The organism is Colwellia sp. E150_009, from assembly GCF_053543955.1.
The window spans coordinates 1-23,638 of the sequence record NZ_JBHFOM010000012.1; the positions used below are offsets into that span (position 1 = coordinate 1).

General features: G+C 37.3%; 21 protein-coding genes and 1 riboswitch. Of the genes, 9 read left to right on the forward strand and 12 right to left on the reverse strand.

What is annotated here, in order from left to right; translation table 11 throughout:
* A partial coding sequence (locus tag ACE1OF_RS07485; RefSeq protein ID WP_448893656.1) for an IS630 family transposase occupies positions 1–412 on the forward strand: 412 nt, incomplete at its 5' end.
* Positions 413–582: 170 nt separating this feature from the next.
* On the opposite strand, the gene ACE1OF_RS07490 is transcribed toward ACE1OF_RS07485, so the two are convergent.
* The 8 genes from ACE1OF_RS07490 to dapA all read right to left on the reverse strand — a co-directional run bounded on the left by ACE1OF_RS07490 (position 583) and on the right by dapA (position 6,755).
* Positions 583–705 (reverse strand): hypothetical protein, encoded by a 123-nt coding sequence (locus ACE1OF_RS07490; RefSeq protein ID WP_448893657.1) that lies wholly within the window; start codon positions 703–705, stop codon positions 583–585.
* 153 nt (positions 706–858) lie between these two features.
* A complete protein-coding gene (locus ACE1OF_RS07495) occupies positions 859–1,449 on the reverse strand; it encodes a methyltransferase domain-containing protein (RefSeq protein ID WP_448893659.1) in 591 nt (196 codons plus the stop codon).
* A 76-nt stretch (positions 1,450–1,525) separates the two neighbouring features.
* Positions 1,526–1,933 carry a PaaI family thioesterase gene (locus ACE1OF_RS07500; RefSeq protein ID WP_448893660.1) on the reverse strand — a complete coding sequence of 136 codons (408 nt, stop codon included), beginning with the start codon at positions 1,931–1,933 and terminating at the stop codon, positions 1,526–1,528.
* A 46-nt stretch (positions 1,934–1,979) separates the two neighbouring features.
* Complete coding sequence (locus tag ACE1OF_RS07505) at positions 1,980–2,447, reverse strand: HAD family hydrolase (protein WP_448893662.1); 468 nt, start codon at positions 2,445–2,447, stop codon at positions 1,980–1,982.
* A 56-nt stretch (positions 2,448–2,503) separates the two neighbouring features.
* Entirely contained in the window at positions 2,504–3,724 is a 1,221-nt protein-coding gene (locus ACE1OF_RS07510) for a succinylglutamate desuccinylase/aspartoacylase family protein (protein ID WP_448893663.1), read from the reverse strand.
* Positions 3,725–3,793: 69 nt separating this feature from the next.
* A complete protein-coding gene (locus ACE1OF_RS07515) occupies positions 3,794–5,014 on the reverse strand; it encodes a PLP-dependent decarboxylase (protein ID WP_448893664.1) in 1,221 nt (406 codons plus the stop codon).
* Positions 5,015–5,019: 5 nt separating this feature from the next.
* On the reverse strand, positions 5,020–5,769 hold the full coding sequence (locus ACE1OF_RS07520) for a 2,3,4,5-tetrahydropyridine-2,6-dicarboxylate N-succinyltransferase (RefSeq protein ID WP_448893665.1): 750 nt from the start codon (positions 5,767–5,769) through the stop codon (positions 5,020–5,022).
* Positions 5,766–6,755 (reverse strand): 4-hydroxy-tetrahydrodipicolinate synthase, encoded by a 990-nt coding sequence (gene dapA / locus ACE1OF_RS07525; RefSeq protein WP_448893666.1) that lies wholly within the window; start codon positions 6,753–6,755, stop codon positions 5,766–5,768. Before dapA ends, ACE1OF_RS07520 begins: the two co-directional genes overlap by 4 nt.
* A gap of 132 nt (positions 6,756–6,887) precedes the next feature.
* Positions 6,888–7,100, reverse strand: a riboswitch (Lysine riboswitch).
* A 165-nt stretch (positions 7,101–7,265) separates the two neighbouring features.
* Between dapA and ACE1OF_RS07530 the strand changes: the two genes are divergently transcribed.
* The 3 genes from ACE1OF_RS07530 (at position 7,266) to arcA (ending at position 10,876) form a co-directional block, all read left to right on the forward strand.
* Entirely contained in the window at positions 7,266–8,312 is a 1,047-nt protein-coding gene (locus tag ACE1OF_RS07530) for a methyltransferase (RefSeq protein WP_448893667.1), read from the forward strand.
* Positions 8,313–8,363: 51 nt separating this feature from the next.
* Positions 8,364–9,986 (forward strand): sensor histidine kinase, encoded by a 1,623-nt coding sequence (locus ACE1OF_RS07535; protein WP_448893668.1) that lies wholly within the window; start codon positions 8,364–8,366, stop codon positions 9,984–9,986.
* 176 nt (positions 9,987–10,162) lie between these two features.
* Complete coding sequence (arcA, locus tag ACE1OF_RS07540) at positions 10,163–10,876, forward strand: two-component system response regulator ArcA (protein ID WP_448893669.1); 714 nt, start codon at positions 10,163–10,165, stop codon at positions 10,874–10,876.
* Positions 10,877–10,923: 47 nt separating this feature from the next.
* On the opposite strand, the gene ACE1OF_RS07545 is transcribed toward arcA, so the two are convergent.
* Entirely contained in the window at positions 10,924–11,280 is a 357-nt protein-coding gene (locus ACE1OF_RS07545) for an Hpt domain-containing protein (RefSeq protein ID WP_448893671.1), read from the reverse strand.
* A gap of 349 nt (positions 11,281–11,629) precedes the next feature.
* Positions 11,630–12,151: a TetR/AcrR family transcriptional regulator gene (locus tag ACE1OF_RS07550; protein ID WP_242284290.1), complete on the reverse strand. Its 522-nt coding sequence runs from the start codon at positions 12,149–12,151 to the stop codon at positions 11,630–11,632.
* 410 nt (positions 12,152–12,561) lie between these two features.
* Between ACE1OF_RS07550 and ACE1OF_RS07555 the strand changes: the two genes are divergently transcribed.
* Positions 12,562–12,930 carry a VOC family protein gene (locus ACE1OF_RS07555; protein ID WP_448893672.1) on the forward strand — a complete coding sequence of 123 codons (369 nt, stop codon included), beginning with the start codon at positions 12,562–12,564 and terminating at the stop codon, positions 12,928–12,930.
* A 73-nt stretch (positions 12,931–13,003) separates the two neighbouring features.
* The gene (locus tag ACE1OF_RS07560) at positions 13,004–13,696 is read left to right on the forward strand and encodes a cupin domain-containing protein (RefSeq protein ID WP_448893673.1); all 693 of its coding nucleotides are present in this window, start codon (positions 13,004–13,006) and stop codon (positions 13,694–13,696) included.
* Between the two features lie 26 nt (positions 13,697–13,722).
* Here ACE1OF_RS07560 and ACE1OF_RS07565 read toward each other — a convergent pair whose 3' ends face one another.
* Positions 13,723–13,956, reverse strand: a complete 234-nt coding sequence (locus tag ACE1OF_RS07565; protein ID WP_448893674.1) for a glutaredoxin family protein — start codon at positions 13,954–13,956, stop codon at positions 13,723–13,725.
* Positions 13,957–14,266: 310 nt separating this feature from the next.
* Here ACE1OF_RS07565 and folE2 point away from each other — a divergent pair, with 310 nt between their 5' ends.
* The 3 genes from folE2 to ACE1OF_RS07580 all read left to right on the forward strand — a co-directional run bounded on the left by folE2 (position 14,267) and on the right by ACE1OF_RS07580 (position 21,733).
* Positions 14,267–15,190, forward strand: a complete 924-nt coding sequence (gene folE2, locus ACE1OF_RS07570; protein ID WP_448893675.1) for a GTP cyclohydrolase FolE2 — start codon at positions 14,267–14,269, stop codon at positions 15,188–15,190.
* A 425-nt stretch (positions 15,191–15,615) separates the two neighbouring features.
* Positions 15,616–20,223 carry a glutamate synthase large subunit gene (gltB, locus tag ACE1OF_RS07575; protein ID WP_448893676.1) on the forward strand — a complete coding sequence of 1,536 codons (4,608 nt, stop codon included), beginning with the start codon at positions 15,616–15,618 and terminating at the stop codon, positions 20,221–20,223.
* A gap of 19 nt (positions 20,224–20,242) precedes the next feature.
* Positions 20,243–21,733, forward strand: a complete 1,491-nt coding sequence (locus ACE1OF_RS07580; protein WP_448893677.1) for a glutamate synthase subunit beta — start codon at positions 20,243–20,245, stop codon at positions 21,731–21,733.
* A 658-nt stretch (positions 21,734–22,391) separates the two neighbouring features.
* On the opposite strand, the gene ACE1OF_RS07585 is transcribed toward ACE1OF_RS07580, so the two are convergent.
* On the reverse strand, positions 22,392–23,366 hold the full coding sequence (locus ACE1OF_RS07585) for a transposase (RefSeq protein ID WP_448893678.1): 975 nt from the start codon (positions 23,364–23,366) through the stop codon (positions 22,392–22,394).
* Positions 23,367–23,638 lie beyond the last annotated feature (272 nt).

Genomic DNA, 23,638 nt, shown 5'->3' on the forward strand with positions numbered 1-23,638 from the left:
TGAATACGCCTATCTGTTTGGTGCTGTGTGTCCAGCAACAGGTGACACTGAAGCATTGATAGCACCATGCATGAATATGGATGTAATGGAAAAGCACCTAGCGTTAATATCAAAAAAAGTCCCAGAGGGGCGCCATGCAGTTATCGTTGTCGATGGTGCCGCTTGGCATCAATATCATTTAACGGATAAGTTCGATAATCTATCCATCATAAAGTTGCCTCCCTATTCACCAGAGTTAAATCCTATAGAGCAAGTTTGGCAATGGCTACGCCAAAATGAACTCGCCAATAGATGTTTCAAGGGCTATGACGATATTGTTGATGAATGCAGTAGAGCTTGGAATCGTTTTATATCTGATGCCTCTAGAGTGATCAAATTATGCTCTAGAGACTGGATAAAGGTGGGAACTTAATTAATGCAATTGGTATTAACCTAATACAAGCTAGTTATTGAGTAATAAGTCTTAACGTTTGATAAAGTATATTCTTTATTGAATTCACGACAAATATTAATTAAAAGGAAAGTAAGTTATAAAGCTTGCTACCCACCTCAGAGCGTGTCGTTATATAAAGATGTCGCGTGTTAGCTAAGTAGAGTGAACCAACCCATTAACATTGGCAATAAAGGACAAGCAATTAATGCTACTATTATTAATAAAATCTGGCCTGCGCCGGTAGTATCTTTAAAGTCTTCTTCGTGTGACATGCCTATTTACACTCCTATAAATTATAAAGGGGGCATTTTAACGAGTTATGAGTATAAAAAGAAGCTAATATTGATCTATATCAAACATAATGCTTGATGATATTTAAATAAAAATAAAAGATGTACAAAAAACAAACACAAAATACCCAACTGCTAATCTGGCTTTATAGCAACTATTTGTGCAATAGCTTGTTTGGTATGCTCTTGTGTAGGAACATCAACAACTCCTTCAAAACTATGCACTATTTTCCAACCAGAAAAAGTAGTAGTTAATTCACCTGTTTTTAATAAAAAATTAGTATTTTTAGGGCGTCCGAATTGCGCTTGTTGCTCGATAAATGTTTCATAAATAATCATACCACCAGGCATTATTGCTGCTTTAATTTGTTCAAATAAAGGTCGGTGTAAATAGCGAAAAACAATAACTGCGCTAAACAATTTATTTTTTAATGGTGTGATGATAGTTGGTACGGTGTCTAATGACACTGCATTGCTTTGCTCAAAATCTACGTGCCAAATGTTTGCTAGTGTTTGCTTATCTGTTGCTAACTTTTTTACCGATTGGTTGACTTGCTCAAGAGATTCGCTATTCACATCTGCAAAAGTGACATTAATATTGTTTTCAATTAAATATAAGCCATTTCGACCATTACCGCAGGCAAGATCAAGTACAGGTGCTTTTTCTCCCCCTTTTAACGCCTGTAGTGACACTAAATATTTATCTAGTAGTAATGAATGCTGCAAGTTAAGCACCTTTTATATACGAGTGTAGAAATTAATTGGATCGTAAAACAATGCATACTTTATACCGTGTATAGTATTAGGCAGACTGCGGAACAGAGTACGTACCAACAACATGCGCTACAGGTTTAGGGTCACCTTCTGAATATAATGAAACTTCTCCAACAACTAGGGTTCTACCCACCTTTAATAATTTGCATTCACCAATAATAGCCTTTTCTGATGACGGCTTTCGCATAAAGTTAATTGTCATACTGGTGGTTACCGTAAGCACAACAAGACCTAGTTCACCTAAAATAGCAACATATAACGCATAGTCTGCCACAGCCATTAAAACAGGTCCTGAAACAGTGCCACCTGGCCGTAATTCATCAAAGCCAACGGGGTGTTTTACAACTGATGATTGATTTCCCACTTGTTCAATTATGCATTTAGCTTGTGGAAAATCTGTTTTCATGAAATTTATAATTTCGTCTTTAGTGCTCAAAATTCTTCTCCCTAAAATGCAATCAAACCAGTTGAAGCAACTGTTATCAGTACAATTCACTTAACTGCTTTATTACTTTAACATTATCAGGAACTGGTTCTGTATTATTTTTGGAAAACCAAATAGCTTGAATACCAAAAGCTACGGCAGGTTTAATATCTTTTTCAAAACTATCTCCCACCATAGCCACATTAACAGGTAATACGTTTAATTTACCAATAATAGTATTAAGAAATTGAGGTGTGCCCTTTGATATCCCTGTATTAGCCTTACAAAAATATCCAGATATGAATTGACTTAAACCTACGCGCTTAAAGGCTTGTTGTATTTCTAATTCAGTTGAGTCAACTGCACCTGTAGCAATATACACTTGTGCAGTTTTAGATAATGTAGCTAAAGCTTCTTTAGCACCCGAAACCGCCTGAACAGTTTCCCATTCACACATTTTGCCAGTACTATCAGGGAAATCAACCATCAAGGTATCTCCCCAGTCAAATAAATAGACGCTTATCATCAACGTACCTTATACAAAAAACGGGATAGAAAGTAAGTTATCAACTAATATCAGTATTATAGCTCAAAGTAATTGCAAAAAACCTTATACAACTCTGTGCCTTGATTTACACTGGCGGAGGCAAAATGCAAAATGGGGATCACATCACGGTCTAAATAAACATTGTGTAAAGGATCGCCATCACCGTAATTATCCATACGTAAAATACGCGCTAATGGCTCGCCTGCTGGCAAGGGTTTACCAAATTCAGCTAAATAATCTACCATCCCCCCCATTGGCGAATATAAGGCTTTGTAGTCATCTAAATAACAAGCATACCGTGTCATTTTTTGAGGAAAATAACCATTAGGTTGCTTATATTGTGAAGTGATTTGTGAAGCAGTAGATTTATCATCTTCTTGTGTAATAACACCTTTATATTGCAAATAACTTAAAATACTTAAAGCATCCTTGTGTGCTACTGCTAAGTCAATTTGCTCTTGAGACCCTAGCTCAACGGTAAAACTTTCTTTCGCAAATATGCCTTCACCCATAACAAAATTTCTGCCTAGTTTTTTATACGCTTCTTGTAAACTCCACCACGGACAAAAGGTTGACTCATCCATCGCACCACCAAAATCATTAGGAATTAATAATGTGTGAGGAATATCAAAATAGCTTGCACTTGCCTTGGCATATTCAGGACAATATAAGTGTTTGCTCGAAATAGGACCCGTGTGTAAATCAAGTACCAAATCAGCTTGGTGTGCCATACGTTGCAGTTGATAAGCAATACGCTGCCCTGTCGTTAGCCCCCAAATGTTATGATCAAGTTTTTGCTCAATTTGTGCTAGTAATAATTGTTGAAAATTGGCCTGTATTTCATCGTCTGTAGCATCAATATTTTGCTCTGCAAAAGGTGCTATCACTGTTTCATCAAAATGATACATACGGTTCCAATTAACGCCAGTTATGGGGTCAAACCGACCTAGTGTATATTCACCATTTTTATGATTACAAGCAACGGGATTAGCATAAGGCACTAGCGTTATATTACTTTGAATATTGCAATTTTTTAATAATTCGAGTAACTGAAAAATTACGGCATTACCTTGTACTTCTGCGCCATGCATATTAGCTTGAATATACACATTAGGTACTTTACTTTTCAGACAAGCATTTTGGCCTGTTGGTTCAATGTCAAAAGAGTAAACGGGTACTGTCAGTTTAGCACCACTAGCCATTTCACCCATATGCATAATGCTTTTTTCAAAGGTATTAGTCTCGAAGTTATTCATATTTTCTCTCATCTTTCATCTCTCAAACAAAAGGTAATCTACTTTACATAAAATAAATTTACGCTAGATTTACGCTAAATAACTACTCGCTGGCTTAGCCGCTCTAATTTCAACTAATTCACCTTTTTGTACAACATATTCCGCCGCCAATTGATGGCATAAAAAGAATGGCATACTTTCAGTAAATCCATATGCACCACAGTAACCAAAAACTAATTCATCACCTATCTGAACATCTGAAGGCAATGGTAAATGACCTAGCTTATCCATACTAGTACATAGTGGGCCATGAATATCAAAATATTGCTCAGCTTGGTCTGACTGACGAAGTAAAGTCACTGGAAAAGGTTGTTCTGTAATTGCTGGGCGAATAATATGGTTAATGCCCGCAGCCAACACGAGTTGTTCTTGACCATAATTTATTTTTCTATCAACCACAGGCACAACATAATAACCACACTCTGCTACCGCAAAGCGCCCTAATTCTAACCAAAGTTCATCAACACCAGCTTGAGATTTAATATCGGCTAAATCACAAATAATTTGCTGCCAAGTTAAGGTTTTTCCTTCCCTAAGGTAGTCAATTCCTAAACCACCACCCAAATCTAAAACCTTCAGATCCATACCAATATCAGTGGCAAGTTGGGTTAGCGGTGCCACCATTTGTCTCCACAAAGAATACATTTTTTCATTACTGAGCATATTGCCCCATTGAAAAATATGTAAACCGCAAATATTTAAAGCGGAATAATCACTCACCTGTACGCTTTGCCATTCTTGTACTGACAAACCAAAAGGCGTTAAACTATTTCCCCCTAAAGGGTTTTTTTCACCGTCAGGCCATTGTAGCTGTACTCGCAATAACACCGTTGGCTTCCCAAAATGTTCATCCTGAACAATTTCATTAAGCCAAGTTAATTGGTTTAAACTTTCAACAACAAACGTAGCAACCCCTTGCCTTAAGAATGCCCTCAGCTGTTTTTTGGATTTAGCTGGTCCAGTATTAAGTATTCGATTAGGATTAATTCCTTGTGCTAACACTTGCGATAATTCACCTGAACTAGCCACATCAAAATTAAAACCTTCACTATCAAGAGTTTGAATTATTTTTGATAAGGGGTTAGCTTTCACAGCAAACCACAGCTTAATCACATCTTGCTGCTGTAATTTAGCAAGGTGTTGTTTTAAGGCATCAAGTTGATAAACAAAATAACCTTGCTCATCTTCTGGCGACTGATGCGCTAGTAATGCACTTTCAATAGAGGAGTCGAACCAAACGGGTTTAGTCATAATGCTTATCTCAAAATTGACTCTAACTCGAGTGCGGCATCACTTTGCTCGTCTCGATATTTTACAATTAAAGCACAAGCCATACTCAAGCCCTGTGCTTTTGCCCATTCGCCTTTAACAGGGCGTGTACCTGGCACTACAATAGCATTCTCAGGAATTTCAGCGCCTTTTTCACGCATCACTTCATTAACACAATCATACACAGGAACTGATTTAGATAACGTAACGCCAGGGGCTAAAACAGCGCCCTTTTTCACCACAATACCTTCAACTATTACAACACCTGCACTTAAAAAGGCATTATCTTCAATAATGACAGGGCTAGCACCAATAGGCTCTAATACACCACCAATTTGTACTGCGGCAGACACATGCACATTACGACCAACTTGTGCACATGAGCCAATTAAAGCATGGCTGTCTACCATTGTGCCACTATCAACATAAGCACCAACATTAATATAAGCTGGTGGCATAATAATAACGCCTTCGGCAACATAAGCACCTGCGCGAACAGAAGATCCGCCAGGGACTAAACGCACACCATCTTCGGGTGAAAATTGGCGAGCGGGTAAATTGTCTTTATCAACAAAGCCTAAATAATTATCTTCAAAACTAATATTTTTCCCTGCTTTAAACGCAGCTAAAATACCTTGCTTTACTTCAACATTAGCATACCAATTGCCATTTTCGTCTTGATTTGCTGCGCGTAATGCGCCTGTTTCTAACTGTGCTATAACATCTTGCCAGTTCATGCAATATTCCTGTTTTCATGTATATTTATAAAAGAAGATTGGCTAACCTGCGTTAACCATTGATTAATTTGTTCGTCAAAACCTAATAACACACTGCTATCAGATAATTCTAAGTGGGTAAGTGGTGCACGTAATACTGGTGTCTGAATATTGTGTTGTTGCTGCATTAACACTTTCACAGGAATGGGGTTAGCAACACAAAAAAGCGCTGCTACAGCGTTATTCCACAGGGGAAACATATTTTCAGTTTTACCAGCTAAACATAACTGTACGTAGCTTTGAGTAGCTTGTGGCCAAGCATTAGCACACACAGAAACCAAGCCTTTAACGCCTGCAGGTACTAAATACGGTAACATAGCATCTTCACCACTGTATAATTCAATATTGGGACAAGACTCACGATAATTCAAAAACTGAGTGAGATCGCCACTCGCCTCTTTCATAGCCCAAAAATTAGGATGATTCTGTAAGCTTTTAACTGTTTCTACAGGAATTGCCACACCACTGCGAGAAGGTACGTTGTAAAGCATACAAGGGTATTTTGCCGCGTCTAATAACGCCTCAAACCACTGCGTTTGACCAACAACACCTGGTTTCGCATAAACAGGCGTACCCAGTAAAAAACAGTCGATATTAAACTCATTACATTGCTGAATCCAATTGACTTGTTCTGGTAAATTGTAGCCTCCCACAGCAACCATTATTGGCACATTTAGCTGTAAGCCACATACAAACTCCACAATACTTAACTGCTCAGCATTGGTTAATGCTAAACCTTCCCCTGTACTGCCTAGTAGCAATAAAGCATTACCTGCTTGCGCTTGCGCAGTTGCAATATTTTTTAAACTAGTAAAATCAATGTGATTATTTTCAAGAAAAGGCGTAACTAACGCTGTCCATAATGGAAAGTCCTCAATACTGCGCACAGCATTACTTTGACTACCAATACTTTGGGAATTTATGTTTATAGATGATGTATTATTCATTGCTCTCGAACTCATTAATGATTGTACTGCGCACAGTACATATTAGTTCGGAGAACTTAACGGCATTCACTAAAAACCAAATAAAAATACCACGGTATTTTTGTAAACAGGGTGTTTACTGGCTTTTATGCAAAGGCCAGAAGCTCTCCACTCAATTATAACCTACACTGGGTAAGCTAATATCAGTGACAGTTGTTGGGATTCAGCCCAAGCAACCGATAACTATTTCATCAAATAAATAATTATCTCGGCATTAATCCCCCTTACTACTGTTATCAGAGTTTGATCTCTGGGCAATAAATATTGCAACAGTAGTTACCTGGTTAATGCTCCTCTTCTGGCCCCTTTAGAACTTCGCGGAATAAAAAAACCACAAAGTTATAATTAGGGACGCGGCTATTAAAACACTTCAAGCACTTTTTTGTCAATATTGAACGTCTCTAAAAGTTGAATTCAACAGGTTATTCAGTAGAATACTATCTTCTATCATATTCACTATTATACCCATTCATGCCAACGTCAAATATCAGCCAAGTATTATTGCGTAATGGTGCGCTATTATCTGCTAACACCCCATTGTTTATAAATTTAACGGCAGATGGCTTCATCGACCGTTATTTAGATGAAAACCCTAATGCAACAATTAGTTGTTATAACACCAATTATATTGACCACATGGCAATTAATAACAAGTACAGTGCTCGCGTTGCTTCACAATTTAACAGTGAATATCAAAGTGACCTAAAACATGACTTAGTCATCATCAACTTTCCAAAAAGTAAAGACGAATTAACTTTCACTTTCGCAATGATTGCTCCTTACTTACTTGAAAGCGCTAAAATAATACTCGTAGGCGAGAAAAAAGGGGGGGTGCAATCAAGTCCTAAATTAGCACAAAATTTTTTACAACACTGCCAAAAGATTGATGCGGCTCGCCACTGTTTAGTTTTTGCCGGCATTGTTAAATCTGACAGCCTAAATAAAGCATTCAATATTGATAACTGGTTTAAAAAATATCAACTATCTGTGAGCAATGTAACCTTAACCGTCGCTTCCCTTCCCGGTGTTTTCAGCCAGAAAAAACTCGATGTTGGAACCGCTTTACTGTTAAACAACTTACCAGAAGTAATGCAAGGAAAAGTATTAGATTTTGGCTGTGGTGCTGGGGTGATCAGTTGCTTTATAGGTAAAAAACACCCTAACACACACTTATCCTTACTTGATGTGAGTGCTTTAGCAATAAGGTCAGCGGAAGAAACACTTGCTCTAAATAATTTATCAGGTAATGTTTTTCCCTCAAATAGCTTATCCATGGTTAAAGATCACTATCAACATATTGTTTCCAACCCTCCTTTTCACCAAGGAACAAAAACCAGCTATCAAGCAACAGAAGAGTTTTTAAAAGGCATTAGCCACTACATGGCACCTCAAAGCAATATCACCATAGTCGCCAATAGTTTTTTACAGTATCAACCCATCATGCAACAACACATTGGTAAAACAGACAACCTTACCAGCAAGCAGGGTTTTACTATTTATTACAGTCAATTGAACTAAATACAGTGAAGCAAACTTGATATATTTATATTTTTCAGCGATGGTGACATTATGAATAAAAAAATCAAATTAATGTCTAATCAAAAGTTTTTATTTAGCTCAATTCTGGGAGGGGCTTTTTTTGTATTAACGCTCATTTTGGTTAGTACTATCTACATCGCTGAAACACAAGAAAAGTCGAGTTTAGAGAGAAACACACTCGCATGGGCAAATATTTTAGCGCAGGTAAGCGTTAACTATTTACTTAAAAATGATAACGATGCACTCAATGCCGAACTGAAAAAATTAGTTTCTCTAACTGATATCAGTTACATTCACATTTATAAAAAATTGAAAGACGATAGAATAACTTTCTTTACGGGTTTTAATAAAAACATTTATTATCCATCTATACCCGATAAAATAGCTCAAATACCAGAATTATCATCATTTAAATACCAAAAAAATCATTTAGAAGTGATCATTAAAATTGAACAAAATCAAACGATATACGGCTATCTGTATATTCAAATAAGTACAAAGTATATTGATGCTTTTAGTCGTGAATTAATATTTGATGCTGTACTGCTACTTTTATTGGGGTTAACACTCTTTGCACTCTTAGCACATATAATCAACAAGAAAATTAATCAACCAATCACGACACTAATAGAGTCAATACAAACAGTATCTCACAGTAAAAAATATCATCACACAATTAAAACACTGCCACTTATTGAATTTGATATTTTAGCCCAAAACATTAATTTTTTATTCAATAAAACAGCAAGACATCTCAACAAAGAAAATGAAAAATACCAACAAATACTTTTAAAAAATCAAAATTTAGAAATAAAAGTTCAAACAAGAACAGATGCTTTAAAAGAATCAAACCAAGAACTGCTATCAACATTAGAAAAACTTCATCAATTTCAAGGACAACTAGTTGAAACTGAAAAAATGGCTTCTCTAGGCGATATGGTGGCTGGTATTGCTCACGAAGTCAACACGCCTATTGGGCTAGGAGTTACTGCCTCATCATTAATGAGTGATCGCCTCACTGAAATTAAACAGGCTTTTGAAAATAAATCTTTAAAATCAAGTCAATTGAAAAAGTTCTTAAATCAAGGAGAGGAAAATATAGGAATAATTTATAGAAACTTGGAACGCGCTGCTAAATTAATTTCTAGTTTTAAAAAAGTAGCTGTTGACCAATCAAGTATCGACATACGTGTATTTAATGTTAAAGAATTAATTGACGAAGTATCAATAACATTAAAAGGAAAACTCACTAAACAACATATTGAACTTGTTGTTGACTGCCCTGAACATCTTATTATTGAAAGTAAACCAGGGCCTATTAACCAAGTATTGATGAACCTAATTCTAAACTCTCTTATTCATGGCTTTGAAAATAAACCAAATGGCACAATAGATATTAATGTTATATTTTTAAGTAACCAAGTGCATATTTGCTACAAAGACGATGGAATAGGTATTAATGAAAGCATTAAAACAAAAGTTTTTGCTCCTTTTACCACAACTAAGCGCGGTAGTGGTGGCAGCGGCCTAGGGCTTCATCTAGTTTATAATATAGTAACCCAAGCATTAAATGGGCACATAGACTTTGAAAGTAGCGCAGCGTTAGGCACCACATTTAACATAACCTTTCCTGCATCACTTGTTTCGCAGTAGTAAGTTATCACCATTAAATTCCACTAATATTAAGTAATGTAATTGTTATTTAATTCAGACTTAGTTACCATGGTTAACGAGATGTTAAATAAATTTCCAGCATGAATTAACACTATAATTTAAATAAATAATTTATTTTTTGCTAGAGAAAAACAACAAAAACTTACGGAAATAGCATGGATAATTACCAAGTCCTTATTGTAGAAGATGAAGATGTCACCCGTTTTAACCTGCGTAACTTATTTGAAGCTGAAGGCTATAAAGTCGTTGAAGCGACTGATGGGGAAACAATGGCGGCAATGCTTGGCCAGCATGAGATAAACCTTGTTATAATGGATATTAATCTTCCTGGAAAAAATGGACTATTACTTGGTAGAGAACTCGCTAGAAACAAAAATTTAGGCTTAATATTTCTTACGGGTCGTGATAGCGATATTGATAAAATTTTAGGGCTTGAAATTGGTGCTGACGATTATTTGACCAAACCTTTTAATCCAAGAGAATTGACCATCAGAGCTCGCAATATATTAAGCCGAATAGGAAAGAACAAAGCAGAAAATGATAGTGAATCGATACAAGCAATCGTTAATTTCAATGGATGGACATTAAATGGTAACTCTCGAGAAATGACAAGCCCTAGCGGTAACATTATTGCAATTCCTCGTGGAGAATATCGCGCATTACGTTTACTGATTAAAAATCAAGGTAATATTGTGTCTAGACAAGCCTTGATTAAAGAAATGACCGGACGTGATTTACGTAGCAACGATAGAACCGTTGATGTCACTATCAGGCGACTACGCAAACATTTTGAATCAGATATTAGTACGCCAGAATTAATTAATACCATACACGGTGAAGGTTATCGCTTTGTTGGGCAATCAGAGTAACCTAACGCAGTTACAATGTAATCAATGTAATCAATGTAATCAACGCATTATAAACTTGCTAACCAATGCATAAACTCAGCCATAGCTTGTTTATTATGCATATTAAGCTCTGCTAACTGTTGTGCCCTTCCCTCTTTGTTTGCATTTGTTTTTTCCATATTTTTCAGTCGAGTATATAAAGCTTTCAAACCAACACTACCCGCAGCCCCCTTCATTTTATGACAACGATCTTGCCATAATTTCACATTACCACTACATAGAGATTCTTCTATCTCTTGCAAATAAATCATTACTTGTTGTTCATACAAAGAAAACATTTTCTTAACAATGGGATAACCTAAACTTTGGGCATACTCATTAAGAAGATCAACATCTAACTCTATCAACTCATTACTTTCATTCATAAAATGACCTATATACACATAACCTATACATGACCCTAAATTGATTAAGTCATTATTTCCAATGCAGTTTAACAATTTTTCTCTGTAGCACCAAATTAATGACGTTAACACCACTGGTAAGAAGGGGTATACCAACGTAGAAACATTGTTCAAATAACGTACTTTCATCCAAAAAATATAGTGTTGTTGGGAGAATCGTAGACATAAAGAATTTAGTGTTGGATCAACCCGAAATTTGTTTAATAGTGTAAAATATACCTACTACTGTTTACGTAAGCCCTTATCTACATAAAAACGAACAAAGACTAAATACTGTCCCCCAGATAACCATGATAAATAATTATAGATGTCACTTTTGAGTAGCAAGAGTAAAGTAACTATGGTCATTCAATGCTTTGCTAATCATCATTGCACCTTCAAGTATGCTAACCGTGGTTATTGCAGAATGCGAAGGATTAACTTCACCATTAGCAGTATGTGCCGCATTTAACCATGCTAAATTTTTAACAAAAAATCGCTTTACTTCAACTTGAACTTTCTCTGGCAAACTTTCATTTTGAGCACCTAATAACCCACATAAACACATTTTATCGTCAGTCAACAAAGCACCTTTGAAAATTTTTGTATAAATATCAATTGGATTTTCGCCTCTTGCTTTAATGTCGTCTACATCACCTAATGCCGCTAAAAAAGCGTCAGTATATTGATGTGCTAACTCAGCGCCTAAATCAGCTTTAGTCGGAAAGTGATAATGCACACTAGCACTTTTAATTCCAACTTCGTTGGCAATTTCTCTAAAACTGAAATTGTTATAACCGCCTTTACGTACTTTATTTTCAGCGACTTTTAACAGTTCTTCTTTTTTGCTCATGATCATAATCCTATACTGGACGGGCAATTATCTAACACTAGATAGCCCATTACAAGGCATATCACTTTTAGTAAAAACCCATTAATTACCCGAATTTCATTAGAACAATCAAGATAATAACGCGATACAGCATCACAAAAAAACATTGAATAACACATAAATACTTGTTTACCTCTCCTACCCTAGTTTCAATTTTTCATTGTGAACGACAATAAAAAATCATTGTTTATCTATATTATATCTGTGTTTTTTAAATTATTACGCAAAAGAAATTCAAACAAACTTGTTGACTACCTATCGATAGGTAGCTTAATATTCGTTCGTTAGAAAACAAATATATTACTCAGGTCACTCAATTAAAACCTATGGATATATTTCAAAATTCATTTGATAAAATTAAGGTACTAATAATGATTGGATACACTACTATCGGTTCAAAAAACCTAGACAATGCGGTTTCTTTTTACGATGCTTTACTTACTCTAATAGGAGGTAAAAGAGTAATGGAAATGGATAGAATTAAATTTTATGGTACAGAGGCAGGTGGTGCAATGTTAGCTGTATGTACGCCCCATAACAATGAAGAACAAAGTTGTGGAAATGGTCAACAAGTTGCAATTCCTGGTGGATCGATTGAAGGTGCACAAGCGCTTTACAGTAAAGCAATTGAATTAGGTGCTACTGATGCAGGCGAACCTGGGCAACGTTTTGATTTCTTCTACGGTTCATATGTTTATGACTTAGATGGCAATAAACTTTGTTTCTTCCATATGACTTAATCGTTAATATAAAAACATTAAAAAGGTTGATAGTTTGTCAGCCTCTTTTATTCACCTGATTGAGGAACCAAAAATGAAAATTGCGGCCGATTTTAGTCAACGCGTTGTTGTGCATAGTGAACCCCTTGAATGGATTGAATCCCCCATGCCTGGGGTACATAGAAAACCACTTGATAGAGTAGGTGCTGAAGTTGCACGTGCAACAACCATAGTACGATATGCACCTGGCAGTAAATTTTCACCTCATGTTCACACTGGTGGCGAAGAATTTATTGTGCTTGATGGTGTATTTCAAGACGAACATGGTAACTTTCCTGCGGGTTCTTATATAAGAAACCCACCACAGTCGAAGCACCAACCAAGTTCAGATACTGGTTGTACTATGTTAGTAAAGTTATGGCAATTTCAACCCGATGATAGAACGCACGTTCGGTTACAAACAAATTTTATGGGCAGTGTTTCACCGGCAAACTTTAAGGGAATACATATTACCCCTTTGTATAAGGATACTATTGAAGAAGTGAGTATATTGCACTTTAAACCTGAAGCAGAGATAACACTTACTGTAACAAATGGTGCAGAGCTATTTGTATTATCAGGTTCACTAACTGAACAGACTGATATGTTAACCCAGCATAGCTGGATACGCGTGCCTGTAAATAGCAAAATTAACGCTAAAGCAGGTAAAGAAGGCGCTAAAATATGGCTTAAAACAGGTCATTTAATTGATGTTAGCAATCAAATTATGCGCGTAACAAATGCTTAGCTGCTGATAAAATGATACTTTGATGCTTAACCTGTGCCATAGAGTTTCTTAAAATTTGCTAAATTCCAGCCAATCATGACTTCATTACCAATTTTTAAAGCTGGTACAGAGCGAGCCCCTATAGCATCAAGCTCTTTTCTACCGCGCTGCATTTTGGCATTGATTAATCTGTATTTAATACCATTATCATCTAAGTATTTTTGAGCTTCACGACAATGAGGACATTTATCTGAAATATATAAAACAACACGTTTCATCATTAACCTTTACAAAACATTTTAAAGCTAACGATTTTACTGAACTATCAAACAAAAACAAAGATGAATATTGACGTGACAGCTGCCTGACAACAACAAGGAAAATCCCCTCCACTGAGAAAACCACTACCCTATTGACGTGCAAGGTTAAAATTTTCTCACGATGCACCCCATAAACGATGTAAAATATTGAAGTAGTATGAGGTTAAAAAATGAGATAGAATACGCGACCTTGAATTTACTTGTTGCGCGGTTAATTAGCTATCATCGCGCAGCCTTTGTTAAGTACCTATAGCTTAAAAGCGGAGTCATAATGACGACAATGATGCCTGATATTGCCAATCACACCACTGCACAAACCGAGGGAACACTGGACTGGGTTGGTATGAGCAATATTGAAATGCCCATAATGGTCGCCTCAAAAGGTGAAAGTGAGCGTATGGTTTCAGCGCATGTAAATGCGTTTGTAAACCTCAAAGAAGCCCAAGCAAAAGGCATTCATATGTCACGCCTTTACTTACTTCTAGATGAACTATCAACCAGTAACGTACTAAATTATCAAAGCTTAGTGACTTTACTTGATGGTTTTATTAGCAGCCATAATGATTTAAGTGATCAAGCCAAAGTAACATTTAACTTTGAATATCACTTACGTAGAAAGTCTTTAATCAGCGGTAAAGAAGGGTGGAAAGCATACCCTATCACGCTAACTGGTCATTTAAATCAGGGTAAACTGGCAATAGAAATGGCTATTGATGTGCGTTATTCATCTACATGCCCATGTTCTGCTGCTTTAGCTCGACAGCTAATTCAACAAGCATTTCAGCAAAAATTTACCAATGAAAGCCTTAATTTAGACACAATTCATGAATGGCTTGGCACAACTGACGGAATTGTTGCAACACCGCATTCTCAACGCTCTGTAGCTGAAGTAAAAGTTAAGCTTAACAATAATATCAGTAATTTTCCTATTACCAACTTAGTGGATTTAATTGAAGGTGCTTTACAAACGCCTGTACAAGCGGCAGTAAAACGTGAAGATGAACAAGAATTCGCCCGTTTAAACGGGCAAAACCTGATGTTTTGTGAAGATGCAGCACGTCGTTTACAATACTGTATGAATCAAGCCCAAGAATATGATGATTTTTGGCTCAAAATAAACCATCTTGAATCTTTACATGCCCATGATGCGGTTAGTATAACCACCAAAGGTGTTGTTGATGGCTACCAACCATAAAAATCTGCCAATAAGTAATTGAGCTGTTAGCCTCTTTTTTAAAAGTCTCTGCAGTAATGTAGCGGCTTTTTTTGTGTCTGTTTTTTCAATAATAAAGAAACATTTAGCGCTAATAAGTACTAAATAAAATTATTTTTAATAATTATTTTTCGCTGTATATATTCAAATAATATGCATATATATTCACAAAAACATTGACTCAACCTCTTTTTACGGGTAATTTTGCCGACCGCTTTAAATAATGATTTTCATTAATAGCATGCCACCTCATAAAGACTCAGTAGAAGTCTGGTGTTTAATGCTCAAGAAGCTATAAATAATAATATTCTGAAGGATCAGCAGCGTACAGTTTGGCATTAAAAATAGACAGCTTAAATTAGCAAATAATATAGCTAATAACATAGTTGATGAAATAGGAATAACCAATGAATAATATGAGCAAAAAATCACAAGGCCTTTACCGCGCCGAATTTGAACATGATAGTTGCGGTATTGGCTTTGTTGCCAACCTAAAAGGTAAAAAATCTCACGATATTATTGAAAACGCACTTACTATGTTGAGCTGCATGGAACATCGTGGTGGTACTGGCTTTGACGTCAAAAGTGGTGACGGCGCGGGTATACTTATTCAAATCCCACACGATTTTTTAAGCCAAGAAACTGCAGCCATAGGGCTTAACCTACCCAATGCTGGCGATTACGGCGTAGGTATGATTTTCTTTCCACGCGATAAAGCGCAAGGTGAAGCCTGTAGAGACATTTTAAACCAAAATATTATCGAACTAGGTTTAACATTAATAGGTTACCGTAATGTGCCTGGCGACAACTCAATGCTAGGTGCTGCTTCATTTGAAAGCGAGCCAAATATTGAACAAGTATTTATTGCCAAACCAACAGAATTAAATGCACAAGAGTTTGAGCGCAAATTATTTGTACTACGTAAATATACCTCACATAAAATTAATGCCACTATTGCTAAAGAACGTGACGAGTTTTACGTTACTTCTATGTCATCAACTAAAATAGTATATAAAGGGCAATTTACCACTGAGCAAGTTCGTCAGTATTATCTTGACCTTCAAGACGAACGTACTATCTCAGGTATGGCGATGTTCCATTCTCGCTTCTCAACAAACACGTTCCCAGCTTGGCGTCGTGCGCAACCATTTCGTTATATAGCTCATAACGGTGAAATTAACACCGTACGTGGCAATATTAACTGGATGAATGCCCGTGAAGCATTATTTAAGTCTGTTAATTTCAGCGATGCTGAATTAAAAATGTTAAACCCAATTTGTAATAATGACAATTCTGATTCTGCCAACCTTGATATGGCAATTGAGTTGTTAGTGCTTAGTGGTCGTTCATTAGCACAAGTTATGATGATGATGGTGCCAGAAGCATGGCAAACCCAAACAGATATGGATGCCACCAAACGTGCCTTTTACGAGTACTATGCGTGTATTATGGAACCGTGGGACGGCCCCGCTTCATTATCTTTTTCTGATGGTAATGTTATTGGCGCAACACTCGATCGCAACGGCTTACGCCCTTCTCGTTATTTATTAACTGAAGATGGCACCTTAGTTATGGGTTCAGAAACAGGTACCTTATGTGTTGATCAATCAACTGTCGTTGAAAAAGGCCGCTTGCAACCCGGCAAAATCTTTATTGCTGATTTAGAGCAAGGTCGTATCATTAGTGATGACGAAGTTAAAAAACAAGTCAGCTCAGCACAACCTTACGGACAGTGGATAGCACAAAATAAAATAGAGTTGAATCAGTTACCCGTGCCAACTGCTTCTATTGCGCAACCACCATTAGCAGAGTTACGTAAAATACAAAAAGCGTTTGGTTATACGAATGAAGATCTTAACTTAATACTTGCAGGTATGGTTGGTACATCAAAAGAGCCATTGGGCGCCATGGGTACCGATACGCCGTTAGCTGTGTTATCACATCGCCCACAACAACTATCACATTACTTTAAGCAATTATTTGCACAGGTAACTAATCCTCCTATTGATCCAATTCGTGAAGAATTGGTTATGTCGCTACGTGGTTATATTGGTAAATCTTTAAATTTATTAGAAGAAACAGCGGCACACTGCCATAAAGTTGAAATTGATCAACCTGTGTTGACTAACGAAGATCTACGTAAGTTACAACACATTGATAATGATCATCTGCAATCAAAAACTATTAGTATTACATTTAAGGCAAATGGCGGTGCTGGAGCGCTTAAAAAAGCTCTTGACCGTATTTGCTTATACGCAAAAAATGCGGTTGAAGATGGGTATTCAATTTTAATATTAAGTGATCGCGAAGTAGACAGTGATCATGTTGCTATCCCTTCTGTATTAGCAACAGCAGCTGTTCACCATTATTTGATTCGTGAAAAATTACGTTCTTACGCTGATATTATTTTAGAATCAGCTGATGTACGTGAAACTCATCATTTTGCAACGGTTATCGGTTACGGTGCTGCCGCAGTAAACCCTTATTTAGCACTTGAAAGTATGTTTGCTTTGCGCGACGAAGGTGTACTTGATACTAAATTAACAAATGATCAAATAACAGATAAATACACAAAAGCTGTTGGCAGTGGTTTATTGAAAACCTTCTCTAAAATGGGTATTTCAACATTACAGTCATATTTAGGCGCACAAATTTTTGAAGCTTTAGGTATTAATTCAGATGTTATAGATGAATATTTTACAGGTACAGTAAGTAGAATTGAAGGGTTAAGTTTAGACCAAATCGCCCAAGAAGCATTATTACGTCATCGTGAAGGCTTCCCAGAAGCAGACCGTATTGCTATTGAAAATTTATTACCAACAGGTGGTGAATATTCATGGAGAAATGATGGAGAACGTCATTTATTTAGCCCAACAGTTATTCGCTTATTACAGCATTCAACGGCAAGTAACGATACAAATCAATTTAAACAATATACAAAAACTGTTGATGAGCAATCTAAAGAAGCATTTACCTTGCGTGGTTTGCTTGAATTAAATAGCGATCGCCCTGCAATTGACATTAGCGAAGTTGAGCCAATTGAAAACATTTTCAAACGATTTGCATCAGGTGCCATGTCTTTTGGTTCAATATCATGGGAAGCTCATACTACATTAGCTATTGCCATGAACCGTATTGGTGGTAAGAGTAACAGTGGTGAAGGTGGTGAAGATCCTATTCGTTTTACACCATTAGAAAATGGCGATTCAATGAACTCGCGCATTAAACAAGTTGCGTCAGGCCGTTTTGGCGTTACCAGTCATTACTTAGCCAATGCAGACGAACTACAAATTAAAATGGCACAAGGTGCAAAACCAGGTGAAGGTGGTCAACTTCCTGGTGATAAAGTAGACGCGTGGATTGGTAAAACTCGTGGCTCAACACCAGGTGTAGGATTAATTTCACCACCACCACACCATGATATTTATTCTATAGAAGATTTATCACAACTTATTTTTGATCTTAAAAATGCTAACCGTGAAGCACGTGTTAACGTTAAATTAGTATCAGAAGCAGGCGTTGGTACAATCGCTTCGGGTGTCTCTAAAGCCTACGCTGATGTGGTATTAATTGCAGGCCACGATGGTGGCACAGGTGCATCACCATTAAGTTCAATTAAACACACAGGCTTACCGTGGGAACTTGGTCTAGCTGAAACGCATCAAACCTTAGTACGCAACAAATTACGTAGCCGTATCACCGTACAAACTGATGGCCAACTAAAAACGCCACGCGATTTAGCTATTGCGACTTTACTTGGCGCAGAAGAATATGGTATGGCAACAACAGCACTAGTAGTTGAAGGTTGTATTATGATGCGCAAATGTCATTTAAATACTTGTCCTGTTGGTATTGCAACACAAGATAAAGGCTTACGTGATAAGTTTACTGGCCGTGCTGATATTTTAGTTAACTTCTTCACTATGATGGCTGAAGGGTTACGTGAGATTATGGCAGAACTTGGCTTTAAGAGTATTGATGAAATGGTTGGTCAAACGCAATGTTTGAAACCACGCAGCGATGTAGATCACTGGAAATACAAAGGTATTGACTTATCACCACTACTACACAAAGCAGAAAGTGACGAAAGTGAAACACTGTATCAATCAATTGCGCAAAAACATTTAATTGACGATATTATCGATCGTAATATGATTAAAGATGCACAAGCGGCGCTTGACTCACAACAGAGTGTTGAACTTGAATATGACGTAATTAACACTGACAGAACTGTTGGTGCAATGATTTCTAATGAAATATCTAAAAAGTACCAAGCAGAAGGCTTACCTGAAAACACGATTAAAGTGAAATTTAACGGCTCAGCTGGCCAAAGCTTTGGTTGTTTCTCAGCCAAAGGTTTACGTTTTGAGCTCGAAGGTGATGCAAACGATTACTTTGGTAAAGGTTTATCTGGCGCTAACTTAGTTGTTTATCCAAGCAAACAAGCTAAATTCTCAGCAAGTGAAAACATCCTTATTGGTAACGTAGCTTTCTTTGGTGCTACTTCTGGTACTGCCTTTATTCGTGGTGTAGCTGGTGAACGTTTCTGTGTGCGTAACTCTGGTGCAACAGCCGTAGTTGAAGGTGTAGGCGATCACGGTTGCGAATACATGACTGGCGGTAAAGCAGTTATTCTAGGAAGTACGGGGCGCAACTTTGCCGCTGGTATGTCTGGTGGTGTCGCTTATGTTCTTGATAAAAACAAAGACTTCGCACCTAAATGCAATATGGAAATGGTCTCTTTAGAAACCGTTGACACTGACGCAGAAAGCGCAGAATTAAAAGCCTTAATTACCGAGCATTTTAACGCAACAGGTTCAGATGTTGCCAGTGAATTATTAGAAAACTGGAACAACAATGTTAAACATTTTGTCAAAGTAATGCCTGTAGATTACAAGCGAATGCAAGGTTACATGAATGACGTACGCACAAGCGGCAATTTTGAATCAGAATATGACATTGCCGTAAAAGCTTTCGATATCCATTTAAACAACATAGCTAGCGCAAAAGCTTAAGCTGCAAGGAGAATATATTATGGGAAATCCAACAGGGTTTATCAACGTAGGTCGTGCCTTGCCAACTGAACGTAAAGCAGACGAACGTTTAATTGACTGGCTTGAAGTATATGAAGACATTCCACTCAAAGACGTCGAGAAACAAGCTTCTCGTTGTATGGATTGTGGTGTACCGTTTTGTCAATCAGCAAAATCTGAATTTGCTCCGGCTGTTGCTGGTTGTCCAGTAAACAACGTCATTCCAGAGTGGAATGATCTAGTTTACCGTGGACGCTGGAAAGATGCTGTAGAGTTATTGCATAAAACCAATAACTTCCCTGAATTTACCGGTCGTGTTTGTCCAGCGCCTTGTGAAGGTGCTTGTGTACTAGGAATTAATGAAGACCCAGTAACAATCAAACTTCACGAAAAAGAAATTATTGATAAAGCATTTAAAGAAGGTTGGGTAGTAGCACAACCACCTTCTGCACGTACAGGTAAAAATGTTGCTGTTATTGGTTCAGGACCAGCAGGCCTTGCCGCTGCTGCACAGTTAAACAAAGCGGGTCATATGGTAACAGTTTATGAACGTGCCGATAGAATCGGTGGTTTATTAATGTACGGTATTCCAAACATGAAGCTGCAAAAAGAATTAGTACAGCGTCGTGTTGATTTACTAGCTGACGAAGGTATTGTTTTTGTAACCAACACAGAAGTAGGTAAAGACATTAGCGTTGAGCAACTTGAAAAAGACTTTGATGCCGTAGTGTTATGTATTGGTGCCACAGTTCCTCGTGATTTGCCTGTTGAAGGCCGTGAGCTTAATGGTATTCATTTTGCTATGGATTTTTTGAAAGCCAATACCAAAAGTTTGCTTGATAGTGAGCATAAAGATGGAAAGTTCATTAATGCCGCAGGTAAAAATGTTGTTGTGATTGGTGGTGGTGATACCGGTACTGACTGTATTGGTACGTCGTTACGCCATCAATGTGCAAGCGCCATTCAATTAGAGATTATGCCTCGTCCACCTGAAAAACGTGAAGAAGCCACGAATCCTTGGCCACAATGGCCAAAACGCTTGCTCGTTGATTACGGTCAAAAAGAAGCCATTGCTATTCAAGGTCAAGATCCGCGTCAATATTTAGTCATGACTAAAAAAATTGAAGGTGATGAACAAGGCAATGTAAAAGCGGTTCATACGGTTGATATTACCTGGGAGAAAAATGACAAAGGTCAAATGTTCCCACAAGAAGTTGCTGGCAGTGAAAAAGTGCTTCCTGCTGATATCGTCCTGATCGCCATGGGCTTTATGGGCCCTGAAGGTGGTTTAGTTGAGCAATTTGGCCTAGAGCAAGATAACCGTTCTAACATTGCTGCTGATTACGACAAGTTTGCCACTAGCAAGCAAGGCGTATTTGCCGCTGGTGATGGTCGTCGTGGCCAAAGCTTAATTGTATGGGCAATTGACGAAGGTCGACGTTGCGCACGTGAAGTAGATACTTATTTAATGGGTAAGAGTTATTTGCCTTAAGTTGATTAGCTTAAGCTTAAAGCATTAATTACCCCATACTAAAAAGCGCTTTGATAATATTTATCAAAGCGCTTTTTTTACTAGCGTCAATTAACTGCTTTCTCGCTGTAAACATAATATAGTGCCAGCAAAAGGTTAACCGATGAATGTCTAGTGCCCCTGGATTAAGGAAAAGCAGGCAGTGATGAGAACACACTAAGAGAGCCTCAATATGTGTTTGCCGTAAACGAGCGTTTAATGGCTAACTGACATAACGAAGAAGACGAATTTACTGATTGAAAACAATTAACTACCTAGCGGTAGCTAAAAGAACACTATTGCCTATTGACGCGAGATGGGCTCATATGTGTTATATGCCGTATTATGCTAAGATATCAACCTTTCCATTTAACTGTTTACCGTCAAGATCTTTTGGAAAACTAGGACACTCGCTTATAAAGTAAACCAGAAAAAAACAATAACACAAGTTAAATAGCCACTCAAAATAAGCCAAATGATTACTAATAAATCCTGTATGCGAATAATACTTACCAAATTTGTAAAATACAGTAGAAAACACGGTTTTTTAGACACACCAAGGACATCAGGCTTGATGTTTTGTTTTAAGATAAGTGGAGTGATAAACGTTAAGTCATTAAGTCGTTAAGCCGTTAAGCCGTTAAGCCAATAGTTTATCACAGCAATTGACATTAGTTCGCCGCTTTAATCCTTTATGTTCACAGTAATCAGTTAACACATCACTATGTCCTACCGCACCACGGAATAGCTTTCTAAAGTCTTTTGTCAAGGTTAACCAATTATCGGGACTTATGTTCAAGCGGTTAAGTAAAGCTGGTTGAATTGCTTCAATATAACCGGCTTTATCTTCACGAAAACAGCGACCAGTCAGTTCAATTAATTCAAGGTAATCTTTAAGCTCAAACGGTAAACCTTTTGGCATTGCTTTACGTGGGTTTCCTACAAATGGTAATAATAATTTGGGTTGTTTAGCTTTTTTAGCTTGTGCTACTCGCTCTTTTACACTGGTATGTGAGGATGTTTCTGGAGTTATGGCAATGTTAGCTCTAACAGGGTTTAAGTCTACATAGGCCATACAAGCAGCAAGTGCGGCTTCATCTAATAAGGCTTGTGATTTAAAACGACCTTCCCAAAAATGACCTGTGCAATTGTCTTCTTGATTGGCTTGTGTCGCAATACTTTGGTTGAGTATGCGCATAAACCAGCTGATATCCATCAAACGATTGCGATAAACATCTACCGTTTCAAGTAAAGAAGCCATAAGGTAGTCAGGGACTTCTTCTCCTCGGCAATATTTTTGCGTTAATAACGTACCTTTAAATAACTGATGCCAGCGATCAAGCACTTCAACTGTTGTCCACCCTTTTGCTGTGGCTTCATCAACAAAAAGTACCAAGTGCGTGTGATTACTCATCACAGCGTAAGCGCACACATCAATAGCAAACACTTGACTTAGGCTGAGTAATTTATCCTCTACCCAGCCGCGTCTGTGGTCAAAATTTCCCCCTGTGTTTTTATCTTCACCGCATAAAAAGGCGCGGCGAACACAACGAGAAATACAATGATAATAAGGGGTATCAACTAAGCTAATGAGTTGCTTTCTGGCAGTAGTCATAATAAGACCTCTGAATAATGGTTATAGATTAACCTTAGTTCAGTGGTTTATATTATTCAACTTTAAGCGACTGTCCTTGTTAATTTGTTAATTGCATGAGACAATAATACATTAAAACTTGCCTTTTAGAGACTCTGTGAACATAAATTTAACCCGTGATTTTCTACTTTGGAGAAATTCTACAGCCTCAACGCCGCATTAAGCGGTGAGAAACTGTTTGCTAAAATGTGAAGCGAAGCGGAACCGAGCAAACTGTTACGAATCCGACTTTA

Excerpts from the sequence above, each read along its gene's own strand:
- ACE1OF_RS07490 (WP_448893657.1), bottom strand. The coding sequence starts at position 705 with ATGTCACACGAAGAAGACTTTAAAGATACTACCGGCGCAGGCCAGATT.
- ACE1OF_RS07505 (WP_448893662.1), bottom strand. The coding sequence starts at position 2,447 with ATGATAAGCGTCTATTTATTTGACTGGGGAGATACCTTGATGGTTGAT.
- ACE1OF_RS07510 (WP_448893663.1), bottom strand. The coding sequence starts at position 3,724 with ATGAATAACTTCGAGACTAATACCTTTGAAAAAAGCATTATGCATATG.
- ACE1OF_RS07515 (WP_448893664.1), bottom strand. The coding sequence starts at position 5,014 with ATGACTAAACCCGTTTGGTTCGACTCCTCTATTGAAAGTGCATTACTA.
- ACE1OF_RS07520 (WP_448893665.1), bottom strand. The coding sequence starts at position 5,769 with ATGAACTGGCAAGATGTTATAGCACAGTTAGAAACAGGCGCATTACGC.
- dapA (WP_448893666.1), bottom strand. The coding sequence starts at position 6,755 with ATGAATAATACATCATCTATAAACATAAATTCCCAAAGTATTGGTAGT.
- ACE1OF_RS07530 (WP_448893667.1), top strand. The coding sequence starts at position 7,266 with ATGCCAACGTCAAATATCAGCCAAGTATTATTGCGTAATGGTGCGCTA.
- ACE1OF_RS07535 (WP_448893668.1), top strand. The coding sequence starts at position 8,364 with ATGAATAAAAAAATCAAATTAATGTCTAATCAAAAGTTTTTATTTAGC.
- arcA (WP_448893669.1), top strand. The coding sequence starts at position 10,163 with ATGGATAATTACCAAGTCCTTATTGTAGAAGATGAAGATGTCACCCGT.
- ACE1OF_RS07545 (WP_448893671.1), bottom strand. The coding sequence starts at position 11,280 with ATGAATGAAAGTAATGAGTTGATAGAGTTAGATGTTGATCTTCTTAAT.
- ACE1OF_RS07550 (WP_242284290.1), bottom strand. The coding sequence starts at position 12,151 with ATGAGCAAAAAAGAAGAACTGTTAAAAGTCGCTGAAAATAAAGTACGT.
- ACE1OF_RS07555 (WP_448893672.1), top strand. The coding sequence starts at position 12,562 with ATGATTGGATACACTACTATCGGTTCAAAAAACCTAGACAATGCGGTT.
- ACE1OF_RS07560 (WP_448893673.1), top strand. The coding sequence starts at position 13,004 with ATGAAAATTGCGGCCGATTTTAGTCAACGCGTTGTTGTGCATAGTGAA.
- ACE1OF_RS07565 (WP_448893674.1), bottom strand. The coding sequence starts at position 13,956 with ATGATGAAACGTGTTGTTTTATATATTTCAGATAAATGTCCTCATTGT.
- folE2 (WP_448893675.1), top strand. The coding sequence starts at position 14,267 with ATGACGACAATGATGCCTGATATTGCCAATCACACCACTGCACAAACC.
- gltB (WP_448893676.1), top strand. The coding sequence starts at position 15,616 with ATGAATAATATGAGCAAAAAATCACAAGGCCTTTACCGCGCCGAATTT.
- ACE1OF_RS07580 (WP_448893677.1), top strand. The coding sequence starts at position 20,243 with ATGGGAAATCCAACAGGGTTTATCAACGTAGGTCGTGCCTTGCCAACT.
- ACE1OF_RS07585 (WP_448893678.1), bottom strand. The coding sequence starts at position 23,366 with ATGACTACTGCCAGAAAGCAACTCATTAGCTTAGTTGATACCCCTTAT.